Genomic DNA, 14,507 nt, shown 5'->3' with positions numbered 1-14,507 from the left:
AGACAAAATGAGATTATGACCGCGTCTATGACTCTAGCGATAGCTAAGTCCAAAATCTCTTGGGTACTCTTTACTTAATGTAACAGGCAGTTTCCCCTTTGGATTTGTGCCGAATATAACTTCAACTGATGCATTCCAAGCGATCGGGACAGGAGTAATCCAATACCATGTATCAGCGGCATAAGCTGTTAGATAAGCCTTCACATTTGGATAACTTACGATATCGCTAGGATTGCCGAGAGCAACCGCCACAACAGGCTTACCTGTAGCGACTAGCTGGTTAACAAGATCTACTTGGCCTTTTGGAATTTTGCGATCTGACTGTGTAAATACAATAATACGATCGGCTTGTTTTGCTTTTTCAAGAGCTCCTTGAATAGCCTCTTCCGTTGCATCTAATGGTTCTCCCCAAGCTGGTGCCGCTTGATAAGACAATACTTCGCCCTTGCTTACTGCCCTAACCATCTTTGCAATCCGTTCCGCATAGGCCATACTTACGACAAGTGTTTTTTCATTCGACTTAGGATCGAACGGAAGCACGTTTTCATTTTTGAGCAGCGTTATTGAGTCCAAAGCCATCTGATAGGAACGATCCCAATGCTCTCCGTTTCCGACTATTTTTACAGCCCGATCAACATCAACATAACGGTTATCAAACGTTTTCATTTTTAATTTATAAGTAATAATTCGTGTCACTGCATCATCAACACGACTCTTTTCTATTTTCCCGGCCTGCAATGCTCCGTATAAAGTATCCAACGTCTCGAATTGATCTGCTGCTGAGCCATTGGCCATTACTATATCTGCACCTGCATTAACAGCCATAACGGCGGCTTCGCCCGCTCCCCAGTTTTTTGATATGGCGTCCATGACCATCGCATCGGTAATAATCATTCCTTTAAACCCCATATCCTCACGCAATAGGCCGGTTAGAACTTTTTTCGATAACGTTGCTGGAAGTGTTGAGTCAATCGCTTCAATAATAATGTGGGATGTCATAATCGATTCAATGCCTTGATCAATGACTGCTTTGAATGGAGGGAGATGCACTTGTCTCAATACATCTTCGCTGTAGGATACTTTAGAAAGTGTTGTATGTGTGTCAAAGCTAGTGTCCCCGTGTCCTGGAAAATGCTTAGCGCTGGATAAGACACCTTCACTTTGATACGCTTTCAATTGTGCAACAGCCATGTCGCAGACCATTTGAGTTTGCTCTCCAAATGAACGTACACCAATAACCGGATTCTCTATATTGGAGTTTACATCTACGACCGGTGAGTAGCTCCATTGAAAGCCCAATGCTTTGGCTTCCTTGGCCGTTATCCGTGCTGCTTGCTCCGCGTATCCGATATTACGTGTCGCTCCAATCGCCATCTGTCTAGGCAAAATGGTACCGTTAGCAGGAACTCTCTGAGCCGTTCCATATTCCATATCACCAGAAATGAATAACGGGAGGCCTAATCGGGTTTCAGACGCTAACCGTTGTAATTGGTTGTTGAACTGAGCCGTGTGAACCGTATTATTCATCGTTGCCGTTACCAAGGCACTGCCCACGTTATATTCATTTATCATCTTCTCTGAAAAGGGATCGGCTTGATTCGTAGGCGTATACATGACAAGTTGGCCTATTTTTTCCTTATCATTCATAAGAACGACAATCTTTTTTGCCTTCTCTTCAATTGGCATATTACTGCCAACAATGGCCTCTACACTTACACTCTTCTCCGTTTCCGACGTCTTACCCGCTGGAGGGATAGGGATAACACGAGGGCTGGCACTACTTGCATTCCATGCATACGTAACAATTGTTGTGATCAGTAAGATGCAGGTGAAAATAATAGCGACTTTCTTCTTCATCGTAATCTTCTCCTTCTCGCTCATCTAGGCCGCCATACAAAATGCTGCTGTAGCGCTATATGTTATGGATATCTCCGATGTAGACTACCATGAGGAACGAAACGAGACAATATAATACATCAATTATTTGTTATAGATATCCATGATTTAGGAGATATCTTTCTGTTAATTTTAACATTTTATCAAAATAGGAATACTTTGGACCTGTTGATTACCCATTATTTTGAAGTTCGCTCATGTTTAATAATAGTTCACAGCTCTCTTCTCCAAAGGAGCTCGCCCTTTTACTTATAGGTACTTCCTACACGTAGGCAAAAAGCTTATGCAAAAAAGTAGTAGCAGCTTATAGCTATGTGATTGTATCTAGGACTGAGAGTCAATTGCCCTAACTGCAAAGAGCAACGCAGCAAAAATTGCGCTAACGGTTGCCACGGAGGCTATTCCGTGCTTATGGATGAATTTTGAAATGTAACGGGTGTCAGCGAGCTTAATTGTCGGTGTGATCGATATCATTTGGTATCATTGCTAAAATAAGCTCGACTACAACCGTTAGCAATCTAAAATGAATCATTTTACGAAAATAACGTCCATAGCGCTCGTTAGCGGAATTTGATTGGCATAGGTAATCCATAGTGCAGCGCAGCCTGAGATACAATTCCCCACATGGACTACTGTACAAACCGAAACGAGAACCTTCTCATATGCTGGTACATTCCTATCGCTCAGATGGATGATCAGAGGGGGATAAGATGGAAAAGACGCGGCGCTTTCAAATCTCAAAGGACATTTTGTTGGAAGCATTCCGACAATCAGAAAAAACCAAAGTGGTCGGCATAGATGGTCAGACCATTGAAGATTTTAAGCAAGATCGAATCAAACGGTTACATGAATTGTGGGTAGAGCTTAACTCCGGCAAATATGTTCCTTCTCCCGTTCGAAGAATCGTAATCCCCAAGAAAAGCGGCGGATGGAGGCCAATGGGTATTCCAACGGTGAAAGATTTTATTGTACAAACACTGTTAAAAAATGAACTTGCCCCTGGATTCGAGCGTCTATTTCATCCCAATTCATATGGCTATAAACAAAAAAGACCAGCGCGTGATGATGCCGTACGCATAGCAGGCGAACGCTGTTTACGATATGATTGGGCACTTGTCATAGATATTAAAAAGTTTGGAGAAAACATTAACCATCGGCTGCTTATGGAGATGTTGAAAACACATATTCGGAGCAAATGGGCATTGCTGTACACCCATCGCATGATGATAGCACCTGTTCAAATGAAAGATGGAACAGTAGTCAAATCAAAAAAAGGACTCGCACAAGGCAGCAAACTCAATATTTTGCTAGGCAATGTGTATTTGCATCATATTTTTGATAAATGGATGCAGCAGAAACACCCCGATATTCCTTTCGAGCGCTACACAGATGATATCATTTGCCATTGTAAAAGTGAAACAAGCGCGAAAAAGCTGCTTGCCCAGTTGCAGCAAAGATTAGCGCAATACAAGCTTACCCCTCATCCAGAAAAAACGAAAATCGTGTACTGCAAAGACGATAGCCGTAAAGGCAACTATGCTCATGTTTCTTTTGAGTTTCTAGGCACAACTTTCTGTGCACAGAAGATAACATCCAAATCTGGCAGTTATACCGCTCGTTTTGGTCCAAAAACAAACGACTTCACTGCACCTGCAAGCAGGACAACGTAGCCGTGATTTCGCTTTCAATGATCTATTTCCCCTTTTACAGGAAAACGGCTTTTACAATATAATTGAGCACCTGTTATGGATATTAAAAAATAGGGAGAACATTAACCATAAATAAAAATCGTATATTGCAAAGATGATAGCCGTAAGGAAACTATGTACATTCTGCGTTTGAGTTTCTATATAGGTTCAATTATTAATAATAGCCACGCTGAGCTTGAGTATATAGAAATTCCATAGGTATGCACAGGCGGTCCATGATCGCCCATTTGTCTTTCGAGATCTCATTCATGAAGACTTTTACATTATCCACTACGTTTAAATCGGATCGATAACATCTGTCCCTCATAACTATCCTGCAAAACATGAATAAATATATCAAGGGTAGCTCCATCAGGGATTGAGGCAACATACCCCTTCTCTTTACCACCATATTGATGGTCCCTTTCAGCATAATGAAATCCTGAAATTAATTTTTTATTTTTCCATTCGATTAATACTGTCTCATAAAATGAAATAACATCTTTATCTTTCGAAAACGTCAAATAAAACGGGGAACAAGCATCTGATTTGCCTTTTAATACACTTCTTTTAGGAAGAGGGAGAGAGTGTGGTTTTAAGCTGTCGTAATACTCACAAGTATAAGTGTGAGCTGCGAATAAATAACTTCGTACATAATTATTTAGGCTAGTATTCCAAAAATACAATAAAAGCAATGAGATACAGGGCACAGATACCCACAGGTACCCTCGGATGAATTTAGTATTTCTTTTTATTATGAAACCTGTCAGCAATAGCACCCATACTAAGATCAACAAAACTGTATATAGAATATAACTAAGATTCATCAACAAAACCTCCTCTCTAAAAATAACGTTTATTGTACTTATATGATTAATAATTAAAGTAAATTTACCTTCTTAAAATCTCACTAGCAAGCGTACCTATCATCTTATACCGACTTTATCTCGGAGGAAACTCTTTTCGTTAATCTAAGATATTTTATGTCTACTTTTCATTATCATGAAACGTTCTACTGCTTGAAATTTAAATCCAACCCCGGCAGTTACATCACTCGTTTTGGTCCAAAAGCAAACGACTACGCCGCACCTGCAAGCAGGACAACGTAGCCGTTACATTCATTTCAAATTCAACTATTATTCCTTACGCTCCGTTTCATCGATTCTTGCCACGCATAACGCTCCTTCAGCATATTCTGCTGTTGTACCTTCTACTTCAACGGCTGTAATCGCTCCTCGCGGAGCCGCACCTGGCAAGCGGAAATCAGCCACATCAATCGGCAAAATAGCAACCTCTTCTGGCTGTTCTAGCTGAGGCACCCACTCATAAGGCACACGATATGCCCGATAGACCATATTGGCATTCCGTTGATTTTTATAAGGAGAAATATACTCCCACACCAGTTCATGCTCCCGAGTCACCTCGAAAATTCTACCGTCAGCCCCTTCTGTAATTAACGTATTGCCATTAGGAAGACGCTGCGCCGAGCTAATATATGGACTATAGAAACGATAAGAATCAAGCGGAGCCTGAAATCCCGCTTCAGTCGGCGTATACTGCCACTCAATCTCCAACGTTACTGGATTGATTTCTAAAATACGAGAATGATCCCGCCGAGCTACCCTCAGCCCGTCCGCAGACTCTGGATTTGGCACACCGTAGCCTGCCCAGCCCCCGTTATCAAATACGAGCAAATTCCCTTCACCAGGTAATCCTTTCGGAATAAGATGCGCGTGATGCTGACCAATAATCCAGCCGAGATGCTTCGTTTCCTCTGTGTCGTAATTCGGCCCCAGCTTCCATACAATCTTCCCAGATTGCTTGTCTATAATGGCAATAATGTTAGACTCGCGGGCATCCCAAATAATATTGTCTGGATGGAAACGCTCATCGCCAGCATCGTAGAACTTGTTCGGACCTAATACCGAAACGGAATTAATATGCATCCAATCCCCTGCATTCGCACCAAAGAATCTCGTGTTCGGGTCGCGATACAGTACTTCCTTCGCCTGCTCATCAAAGCCCAGTTCATCGAAATGATCACTGCACGCCCACTCCCAGAGGATATTTCCCTCCCAGTCCACTTCAATAAGGACATCATCCAGCAGCAGCTTATCCGAAATGTTCGGACGAGTTACATTTTTATGGACAAGCAGAAGCGTACGACCAGCATCTACCTTCGGCTCCTGCCCTGGCACATAATAACCGACAGGATTGCCTTCACGCTGATAATCATGATGCTGACGCGCCATCCACTGCGCTGGATTGTCGGGATCTTCAATCCATTCATAGCGGTCGAACTTCCAGACAATATTGCCATGCCAGTCGACTTGAACTAAGTTTTTTTCATCCTGAAACCCGTATCTTGTATCACGTTGTGCCGTACTTCCAAGTACATAACCGCCAGGCAACAGCTTGTTTGGAAATCCACGCAGCCCTTTCCAAAGATGAACCTCTCGACCATTCATATCAATAAGGAGCGCTCCCGTATCTGCCGCTTGATACAGTGTATATCCACTCCATGCCTGCTCTGGCTTGTAAACCGTTGTTCCCGTTGGATAAATCGTAGGATGTCCCATATTTCATACTCCTCTCACTCTCTAGGAAATAAAAAAGACTCATGTCTCTCTATCAGCTTGAAAGCTTAAAAGATACATGAGCCTTTGGTGATCCAATCGGCTGTTGCCTATGTAAATGTATTGGGATTATATTATCCACATTATTCCTAGCAGTCAAGTGCGGATTTTTATATTCATTAAAATGACAGTGACTCAGCAATTTCACTCTTAGCTCTTTACTGCTTGAACCTCATGGCCATCAAGTTAAGAACCTGTGGTGTACTTGCGCTTTTTTGTACTTGTTTAGCAGGAAGAGAATATGTTAGCTATCAATTTTTCTGTAGCAGGGCTAAGGACTTTATTTTTTTGACGAATTAATCCAACAGGTAAAGCGGATGAAATACCATCGATGTCACGAATAGCGTATTGATGTGAATTGGCAACGAAATTGCTAGGCAGCATAGCAATACCAAACCCCTGTAGTACAAGATTTAAAACCATCTCCATATTCGCCGCATCGTACTTAGAGTGTAAATGAAAGCCATGATGAAGAAAAACATGCTCTATTTTTCGTCGATATTCACACAATTGTCCAGTTAAAATGAAATTTTCATCTTCTAAATCAGACATGTTAATTTTTTTCTGTGTAGATAATGGATGGTCGATTGGCAGTATTAAACAAAGCTTGTCTTCATATAGCGGATAAAATTCAAGATTTAATTCTGGCGATGGAGGAGGACATAATGCAATATCAAGTTCATTAGCGATAATCCGTTGACTAAATTGTTGGGTTACGCCACTTTCGATAGAAAGACAAATTTGTGGATGGTCTTTCATAAACGCTGTTAGTACAGAAATCAAATTTGTTTTGCCAATAGAATCAATTGCCCCAATCCGAATAAGTCCTTTCTGACCGATTGAAAATTCTTTTGCAGTTTCGGTGATTACATCCACTTGATTTAATAAAATATCTGCCGTTCTTTCACAAGTCTTCCGGCTTCGGTTAGCACCATTTGTTTTCCTTTGCGCTCAAACAGTTCAATGCCGAGATTTTCTTCTAATTGATTGATGTGTAAGGTGATGGTAGATTGTGCGTATTGCAGCAGATTTGCTGCTTTTATCTGACTACCACATTGGACAACAGCTTGAAATGTCTGTAACAAACGAATTTCCATAGTTCATTTCTCCTGAAGAATAGTTCATTTTTGTTCATATTGAACAATATATCATCGTAAGTTACGATTTGCATAGAAGGAGATGATAACATGAAAAATTTCTTTTCCGTTGATATCACAAACAGTGAGTGGAAGTTTGTTGTGGATGGTATAGAGCAAATTCCATTACGAGATGAAAATGATGAACTGCGTTATGTTGTGCGATTTGCACCGGGGGCAAAATTCCCTCAACACACGCATAAGGATACTGAGGAATTATTCGTATTAGATGGAGCTCTTATCAGCAATGATGTTGAGTATGAAGCAGGTTCTTATCTCTGTTATGGACCTAATACAGAACATGAACCATGGTCTGAAAAGGGTTGTACGGTGCTTGTGATGGAACGTAACGCTGGATAATGTTTTTTGTGTAGGAATTTATTAATTTTTATTGTTTTCATGTAAACATTGCCACCTAGAATGGATAATCTTCATTCCAGGTGGCAACTGTTCGAAAAGGAGCTGTTTTTTTATGTTATGTACTCAGCCAGCTAAGAGCCTTCCATCTCTAACTTTATTGAAAGGCTTATCCATTTTTAAAAGATAATCTTCTTACTTCACAAACTTCTTCTTTTCTCTTGGCCATATAAAATAACTAAGCGTAATCAATAGATCTATACCGATTACAATACCCCATATTCGAAGCGTTCCCATTAAAGCTTCTGTTCTTATTCCTACATTTTAAATTTGTACCGTACGTTCCACAACCGAGCTTGGATCGATATCCAGCTGTTTTGAGTATCGAACTTCACCGATCTTGCATTTCGGGCCAATTCGAATATCCTCTCCAATAATAAGATTGGCTTCTACATAACTCACTTCAACCTTACGTCCCTTTATACTAGAGCAAACTACCTTCTTATTCCCCAATGAAAATAAATTTAAAAATGCACGTCGCTCTATGCCGATCTCGATCGTTCCCTCTGCAATGAGATGTTTAATGGAAGAAGTCACTCCCTGCGAACGAATATTTACATCTCCAGCTGTCAACGTGTCCCCAATTATAACACTGCCTTTTGCAGAAAATGATTGTGTATCCACGGATTGATCAGCTCGAAATGAGCCAGAACAATCGATCCGTTCTGCACTTATGGAGTGAAAATGTCCATGACCAGCACTAGACAGCTGCTTCGCACTACAATGCCCTTTTACATGACAAGAACCCGAGCTTTTGAAACTGTCTGTGCTAATACTGCCCTCAAATCGACCATGACCTGCAACATGTACGCTTTTGGACTGAATATCTTGACGATACGTCCCTGCTCCATTAATCCGTATATGTTCTGCTGTTTCCACTACACTCGCCGCCCCCATAAGTATTTCTGTCATTATTTTAGAAGATAAATGTTTTAACTATTAAAATATATAACTATCAATATAATTTCAAAATCTTATATTGTCAATAACACCCATAAACATAAACACATACAAAAAATAAGCCAACCAGAAATCTCTGGCTGACCTATTCATACGGAAGCCGCCACGTCACTATGCAGCAGCCTATCTTTAATCGACAATTTGGGACATAAGGTCATTCACTTGTCTAAACACATCGGAAATCGTACGCAGTTTTTGAGCTGGAATCCTTGTAAAAATCTCATATACCTTATCTTCTCCTGCTTTCGTTAGAGCCACCATAACCACTCTACGGTCTTCCTTTGAACGAATTCTGCATACCAATTGCTGTTCTTCTAGCTTGTCACACATGGAAGTTGCCGCACCAGCTGTAATAATGAAGCGTTCAGCGATTTCCGTTATGCGCATGCTCCCGTTTAATTTTAAATCCATCAACAGGGTAATATGATTTTGCGACAACACATCATTACTCGTCAGTATATCGATGAAAGCTTTTGATTTCTGCTGTACGAGACGCATGTCCATCATGATGGCTTGTATATCTACAAACTCTTTATGGTTATCCGCCACTGGACATCCTCCTATATTTTAATAAGCATATATTTTATTCATTAAAATATATAGAACGAATATGTTGCAGTCAAGTCAAACGCCATTCTTTTGGTAGAGTCAAGAATAGTATGTAAATGAAAATAACCTTCCCTTGTGAAAATTATGTACATTATTAGTGATGAACATGTATGTTATTGATCAGGATGTATTGTCGGAACAAAATAAAGGATTAGACCCAAAAGCAATTCATTCTTTCGAGTCTAATCCTTTATTTTCTTTTATGATTTACTAGTTTCTTTCCGAACTATAGGAACTACTTCAGAAGCTAGTAGTTCAATGCTTTTCATTACTTTATCAAACGGTAAACCGCCGATATCAAGCTGAGCAATAAAGCGTTTATGACCAAACATCTCGTATTGGCTTAAGATCTTTTCAACAATTTGTTGCGGGCTGCCCACAAACAAAGCTGTATCAGGACTTGTCATATGTTCAAAATCTTCAATAGAAATAATTCTATTACCCATCCCGCGTTGGCTATTCACATACGACCAATAATTAGAATAATAAGGATAGAATTCTTTTTTTGCTTGTTGCGTAGTCTTCGCGATATAGCTGTGCCCTGTCACACTAACGTTTAGGTTTTCTGGAGAATGACCTGCTTCAGCACCGGCTTTGCGATAAATGTCAACTAGTGGCATAAATTTCTTTGGATTGCCGCCTAAAATAGCAAGTGCCATGCCAACTCCCATTTTTCCAGCACGTATTGCACTTTCAGGTGTACCGCCAACGCCCACCCAGACAGGCAATTGACTTTGAACAGGACGAGGTGCAATCTCAGCATTATGCAAAGAAGAGCGGAAGCGGCCGTTCCATGTGAGCGACTCATTAGCGTTTAATTGTAAGAGTAAATCTAGATGTTCTGAAAATAGAGCATCATAGTCGTTAATGTCGTAGCCGAATAATGAAAATGATTCTATGAAAGCCCCTCTACCAACAATGATCTCAGCTCGTCCATCCGAAAGTAAATCCAAAGTAGAAAAATCTTCGAACAGCCGAACTGGGTCAACTGTACTTAAAACTGTAGTTGCACTCGTTAGTTTAATTTGCTTGGTTTGCTGGGCAATCGCTGCTAATATAACTGCCGGTGACGATACCGCATAGTCCAATCGATGATGTTCACCAACTCCAAACACATCAAGTCCCGCTTCATCAGCGAATTTAGCTACTTCAATAATTTCCTTTATGCGCTGCCTAGAACTAATCATCTGCCCTGTATGGGGATCTTTACCTAGATCAGCAAGTGTGTATACACCAATTTCGATTCCCGACTTTTCAGATTTCATAATCGTTTGCATCGTATTTCATTCCCCTTTAAAGCTGTTATAGCACTACTGCATTCAATGGCCTCGATTATTATACGTGAAGTTGAATCCTATTACCTGAAGGGTCTTCAGTGACATAATAACCGTTTTCCTCTTGAACAGGAGCACCGATGTTTTTGAGCTGAGCTATAATATGATTTCTGGCTTCCTCACTCGGGAGCACAAGTAAATAGGATTCGAGCCCTACACTATTCGGAGCAGGAGGTGGAGCACCAATACCCGCCCAAGTATTTAATCCGATGTGATGATGATATTTCCCTGTCGAGATGAAAAGTGCTTGTGCCCCATAGCGATTCATCACTTCAAAACCAAGTCCTTGTGTGTAAAAATGTTCCGCTTCAGCGAGCTGGGATACATGTAGATGGATATGCCCCATAATTGTGCCCGCTGGAAGTCCATTCCACTCAATCTCCTGCTCTCGAGTGAGAAGATCATTGAAATTTAATGGATCAGTCGCCATTGCTACATTGCCACCACTCCAGCTCCAAACGGACGGATTACGGTCGATATAAATTTCAATTTCATTACCATCCGGATCCGCCAAATACAATGCTTCACTCACAAGATGATCTGCGGAACCAATACGTATATTCAGTTCCGCGAAGTGTCTCACAATACTCGCCAAATCAGAACGATTAGGCAATAGTAGTGCAAAATGATACATACCTGTCGTATTTTTTTGCTTAGGCTTAACTTGGTCGGGCTGCTCTATAGTAAGCAGAATCGTTTTCCCATCTGCGGTTAATTCCGCTTTCGTTTCAGTTTGGCTTAAAATTTTAAATCCAATAACCTCTTGGTAAAAAGAAAGAGATTGCTTCAAGTTCGATACCTTGAGATTCACTTGGCTTACAAAAGTGCTCGGCTCACGATGATAATTCATATAAAAAGTCTCCTCGTTCCCTAAATAATCTTTGTATGATGATATTATTCAGAAACAATAACCGGCTTTACTGTCGCTCTACTTGTCAGGAACAGCCCCTACTACCGTCATCGTCAAACTTATTTGTTTGCCAGTTCAAACTGATTTTTAACGCTGTGCATAAGTAGAAAATCGGTGTTTTCCCAATCTGGATATAGCTGCATCATCTTCTGTTTGGCCTCATCTTCACTTTTAGATGCCTCGATAGTGTCCAGCAAGTCATTCATATACTTCTTATCAATATCAAATATTGAAACGTCTGTCGGATTTCCGTGTCCTGGATAGATCGTTGCATTTAGAGGGCCGTATTGTTCCTTCAGCTTATCCAACTGCTCCTGCCAATTGTTAATATGTTCGCGCGCAACCCCAACGCCCATCCAGATATGAACTTTGTTATAGGTTAAGTCAATTGTAAACAGTGCATTCAGGTCTTCTGCAAATACAGTCGTCATATGTGCGCATTCTGTTGGAGGATAGTCCGACTTAATTTGTAAAACACCACCACCCGGAAGCTGCAGCGTGCTTGACTGTAGCACTTCGAGACGTCCCTCATAATCAAAACCGTCTGGATTCTGATCAGACTTCGACTTCATATGAGGTTCGCCTTCTAACCAGTTAACAGAATCCATCCACTGTGTAAAACCAATAATGTCGTCTTTTACTCCTTGCGAAGCAACAACAAATCGAATATTGGGAAACTCCTGAAGAATAGCTCCCATCCCCAAATAATGATCTGGGTGCCCATGCGTAATCAATATCGTTTCTGGATCAGCACCTTTCGAACGAGCTAATGCAGCTACTTTTCTTGCTTCCTCACTATTACGCGTACAATCGATAATGAACGTACCTTTATCATCCGAAAATACATAAGAATTCACGTTAGCCTCTATCGCGTGGTGTACATCTACTTTAAGGTTGTTTGCCGTCACTAGAAAGACTCTCCTTCGCAATTCAGTACAAATTTTATATTAACGAAACCGAAATTATTATCCCCGTCGAGGTACATATTAGTCAGTACAGGCTGTCAACAACTCGACAGCCTGCAGCTGATACAAGTAACGATTATTGATAAGAATACATTTTAAATGCAACCATCTTTGCATTAGCAGGTGTAGAATGTTCGAAACCGTATAGCTTGCCATATTTCGGACGGAGCGTATCTGTTGCTTTTACAGACACTGCATCCATCCATTCTGCTAGGTATGCGGTATGTGCTCCTTTACTTGAATCCACGTAATTTCCATAAGGCAATGCCACCATGGCATCACTGACTGCTTTTTTCAGATCAGCGATGAAAGCTAGATGGAAGTTAATATCTTTTTTCTCGCCCACGTTGCCGTGTCCGCCATTGAGCCATTTCCAATCTAGCTTCAACACATCTTTATAATTTTGCTCTAAATATACAAAGTTCTCAGAGCCTGCAAAATTCCAGAAAGAAGGTTGATCCGGATTCAATAAGTCTGGTGCATGAAGCACTTTTTCTCCTTTAATGAGCCAAGCCGCATGATCGTCTGTATGTGCAGCCCGATCGAATCCATGCAGTTCTACAACTTGATTTTCAAACTTAAACTTCCCCTTCGGCCAAGCCACAAGTTCAGTTGGACGAGGAATTTTGCTATCAACGTATGCAAGCTTCTCTGCGGTTGCTTTTGAAGCTACGATCCGAGGTTTCTTTTGTCCTTCTGCTTCTAGTGCTTTAAGGAATCCTGACGTTCCGTTAATATGATCCGCATGTGCATGGGAATATACAATTGTCGTAATTGGCAGCTTCGTTACTTGACGAATAGCTTTGAGAACTTGTTCAGACCTGTATTCTAACGGATCGAATACCATAACTCCCTTTGAACCTACGTAAAAAGTTGTCCCGTAGTATTGTGCTTGTACCCAATACGTGTTTTTCGTTAATCGTTGTAATACATATGGTTGTTCGGCATTTAGATTGAAAAGATTACCGATTTTCTCACCTGATTGAATCATTCGTGTACTCGACGGGTTTACGTACTTTGCACCGACTGGTGAGAATTCTGTCTCATTTGTATCTATGTTGCTTACAGCAGCTGACACTGGTTGTAATTGATTGCTTGTATCACCATAAGAAATGGCTAGATTAGCAGCCCCCGTTGTGATTGTAATCGCTGCAAAAGCAGAAATAACTTTGATCTTATTCATAAATAATGAACCTCCTAATTTCGAATAAATTTCTTTACGCTTTAATATATTACTTATAACAATGTTTGTTTTGTATAACAAATATAATTTAATGCTATGTAGCATGTCAACAAAAATATTGTTATTATTAATTTATATTTAGTATTAGAAATATTCCGTCGAGGTGATTGCGATATGAATATCGGCTCTGCAATACGGACCATCCGTAAACGAAAAAAAATGACAATAGCTCAAATCTGCGAAGAAACGGGCCTATCACAAGGCTTTATGAGCCAAGTGGAAAATAACAAAACCTCACCTTCCATCGCCACGTTAGAAAGTATTGCTAACACCTTGAAAGTACCTTTGGCTTACTTGCTACTGCGACAAGAAGAACGAATGAATATCGTCCGCAAAGCAGAACGACGGGTAACACAAAGTGGGATTGAGAATTTAAAAGTGGAGCACTTAAGCTCAACAAAGAACTTACAGATGAGGCTGGTTGAGTTACCTCCCGGCGCTTTGACAGGAGATGCAGATGCCCCACATGCGCATGAGGGAGAAGAAGTTCATTTTGTTGTGAAAGGACGAATCTATGCAGAACAAGGAGAAGATTCGGCTGAATTTGAGGAAGGCGATTCTTTCAGCTGGAATGCTTGCACACCTCATTTAGTTAGAAACATCGGTGAAGAAACAGCGATTGTTCTCATTTCCATCTACAGTGAGAGCGAGCAAAGTAAAGATTTTATGTAAATATAAAATAGTAAATAACCTCAATCTACTACGGAAAAATG

Annotated in this window: 14 protein-coding genes; 3 read left to right on the top strand and 11 right to left on the bottom strand. The window is 40.7% G+C overall.

Translation table 11 applies throughout. The annotated features are described in order from the left end of the window. Window positions 1–33: 33 nt before the first annotated feature. A complete protein-coding gene (locus FPZ44_RS04775; protein WP_186785915.1) occupies window positions 34–1,857 on the bottom strand; it encodes a glycoside hydrolase family 3 protein in 1,824 nt (607 codons plus the stop codon). 749 nt (window positions 1,858–2,606) lie between these two features. Here FPZ44_RS04775 and FPZ44_RS04770 point away from each other — a divergent pair. Then, window positions 2,607–3,566: a reverse transcriptase domain-containing protein gene (locus FPZ44_RS04770; protein WP_144987891.1), complete on the top strand. Its 960-nt coding sequence runs from the start codon at window positions 2,607–2,609 to the stop codon at window positions 3,564–3,566. 302 nt (window positions 3,567–3,868) lie between these two features. Here the strand turns inward: FPZ44_RS04770 and FPZ44_RS04765 are convergent, their stop codons facing one another. The 4 genes from FPZ44_RS04765 to FPZ44_RS26760 form a co-directional block, all read right to left on the bottom strand. Continuing rightward, complete coding sequence (locus FPZ44_RS04765; RefSeq protein ID WP_144987889.1) at window positions 3,869–4,411, bottom strand: hypothetical protein; 543 nt, start codon at window positions 4,409–4,411, stop codon at window positions 3,869–3,871. 309 nt (window positions 4,412–4,720) lie between these two features. Beyond that, on the bottom strand, window positions 4,721–6,163 hold the full coding sequence (locus FPZ44_RS04760; protein WP_144987887.1) for an aryl-sulfate sulfotransferase: 1,443 nt from the start codon (window positions 6,161–6,163) through the stop codon (window positions 4,721–4,723). Between the two features lie 282 nt (window positions 6,164–6,445). Further along, on the bottom strand, window positions 6,446–7,096 hold the full coding sequence (locus tag FPZ44_RS04755; RefSeq protein ID WP_261378204.1) for a LysR family transcriptional regulator substrate-binding protein: 651 nt from the start codon (window positions 7,094–7,096) through the stop codon (window positions 6,446–6,448). A 5-nt stretch (window positions 7,097–7,101) separates the two neighbouring features. Beyond that, a complete protein-coding gene (locus tag FPZ44_RS26760; RefSeq protein ID WP_261378203.1) occupies window positions 7,102–7,317 on the bottom strand; it encodes a LysR family transcriptional regulator in 216 nt (71 codons plus the stop codon). Window positions 7,318–7,407: 90 nt separating this feature from the next. On the opposite strand from FPZ44_RS26760, the gene FPZ44_RS04750 reads away from it, so the two are divergent. Next, a complete protein-coding gene (locus tag FPZ44_RS04750) occupies window positions 7,408–7,716 on the top strand; it encodes a cupin domain-containing protein (RefSeq protein ID WP_144987885.1) in 309 nt (102 codons plus the stop codon). A gap of 321 nt (window positions 7,717–8,037) precedes the next feature. On the opposite strand, the gene FPZ44_RS04745 is transcribed toward FPZ44_RS04750, so the two are convergent. The 6 genes from FPZ44_RS04745 to FPZ44_RS04720 form a co-directional block, all read right to left on the bottom strand. Continuing rightward, window positions 8,038–8,652 (bottom strand): hypothetical protein, encoded by a 615-nt coding sequence (locus FPZ44_RS04745; protein WP_144987883.1) that lies wholly within the window; start codon window positions 8,650–8,652, stop codon window positions 8,038–8,040. 210 nt (window positions 8,653–8,862) lie between these two features. After that, window positions 8,863–9,282, bottom strand: a complete 420-nt coding sequence (locus FPZ44_RS04740; RefSeq protein WP_261378202.1) for a MarR family winged helix-turn-helix transcriptional regulator — start codon at window positions 9,280–9,282, stop codon at window positions 8,863–8,865. Window positions 9,283–9,542: 260 nt separating this feature from the next. Then, window positions 9,543–10,619: an LLM class flavin-dependent oxidoreductase gene (locus tag FPZ44_RS04735; protein ID WP_144987881.1), complete on the bottom strand. Its 1,077-nt coding sequence runs from the start codon at window positions 10,617–10,619 to the stop codon at window positions 9,543–9,545. A 58-nt stretch (window positions 10,620–10,677) separates the two neighbouring features. Further along, window positions 10,678–11,526 (bottom strand): VOC family protein, encoded by an 849-nt coding sequence (locus FPZ44_RS04730; protein ID WP_144987879.1) that lies wholly within the window; start codon window positions 11,524–11,526, stop codon window positions 10,678–10,680. A 119-nt stretch (window positions 11,527–11,645) separates the two neighbouring features. Beyond that, complete coding sequence (locus FPZ44_RS04725) at window positions 11,646–12,494, bottom strand: MBL fold metallo-hydrolase (protein ID WP_186785914.1); 849 nt, start codon at window positions 12,492–12,494, stop codon at window positions 11,646–11,648. Window positions 12,495–12,627: 133 nt separating this feature from the next. Continuing rightward, complete coding sequence (locus FPZ44_RS04720) at window positions 12,628–13,734, bottom strand: MBL fold metallo-hydrolase (protein ID WP_144987875.1); 1,107 nt, start codon at window positions 13,732–13,734, stop codon at window positions 12,628–12,630. Window positions 13,735–13,908: 174 nt separating this feature from the next. Between FPZ44_RS04720 and FPZ44_RS04715 the strand changes: the two genes are divergently transcribed. Next, a complete protein-coding gene (locus FPZ44_RS04715; protein WP_144987873.1) occupies window positions 13,909–14,466 on the top strand; it encodes a helix-turn-helix domain-containing protein in 558 nt (185 codons plus the stop codon). Window positions 14,467–14,507: the final 41 nt, after the last annotated feature.

It is taken from the genome of Paenibacillus agilis (assembly GCF_007786455.1).
Taxonomy (GTDB): Bacteria; Bacillota; Bacilli; order Paenibacillales; family Paenibacillaceae; genus Paenibacillus_B; species Paenibacillus_B agilis.
Note: the sequence above shows the minus strand (reverse complement) of the source record. Positions and strands in the feature narration are given on the sequence as shown.

Coding starts and splice junctions, on each gene's coding strand:
- FPZ44_RS04765 (WP_144987889.1), bottom strand. CDS start 4,411: ATGAATCTTAGTTATATTCTATATACAGTTTTGTTGATCTTAGTATGG.
- FPZ44_RS04770 (WP_144987891.1), top strand. CDS start 2,607: ATGGAAAAGACGCGGCGCTTTCAAATCTCAAAGGACATTTTGTTGGAA.
- FPZ44_RS26760 (WP_261378203.1), bottom strand. CDS start 7,317: ATGGAAATTCGTTTGTTACAGACATTTCAAGCTGTTGTCCAATGTGGT.
- FPZ44_RS04730 (WP_144987879.1), bottom strand. CDS start 11,526: ATGAATTATCATCGTGAGCCGAGCACTTTTGTAAGCCAAGTGAATCTC.
- FPZ44_RS04715 (WP_144987873.1), top strand. CDS start 13,909: ATGAATATCGGCTCTGCAATACGGACCATCCGTAAACGAAAAAAAATG.
- FPZ44_RS04750 (WP_144987885.1), top strand. CDS start 7,408: ATGAAAAATTTCTTTTCCGTTGATATCACAAACAGTGAGTGGAAGTTT.
- FPZ44_RS04720 (WP_144987875.1), bottom strand. CDS start 13,734: ATGAATAAGATCAAAGTTATTTCTGCTTTTGCAGCGATTACAATCACA.
- FPZ44_RS04760 (WP_144987887.1), bottom strand. CDS start 6,163: ATGGGACATCCTACGATTTATCCAACGGGAACAACGGTTTACAAGCCA.
- FPZ44_RS04775 (WP_186785915.1), bottom strand. CDS start 1,857: ATGAAGAAGAAAGTCGCTATTATTTTCACCTGCATCTTACTGATCACA.
- FPZ44_RS04735 (WP_144987881.1), bottom strand. CDS start 10,619: ATGCAAACGATTATGAAATCTGAAAAGTCGGGAATCGAAATTGGTGTA.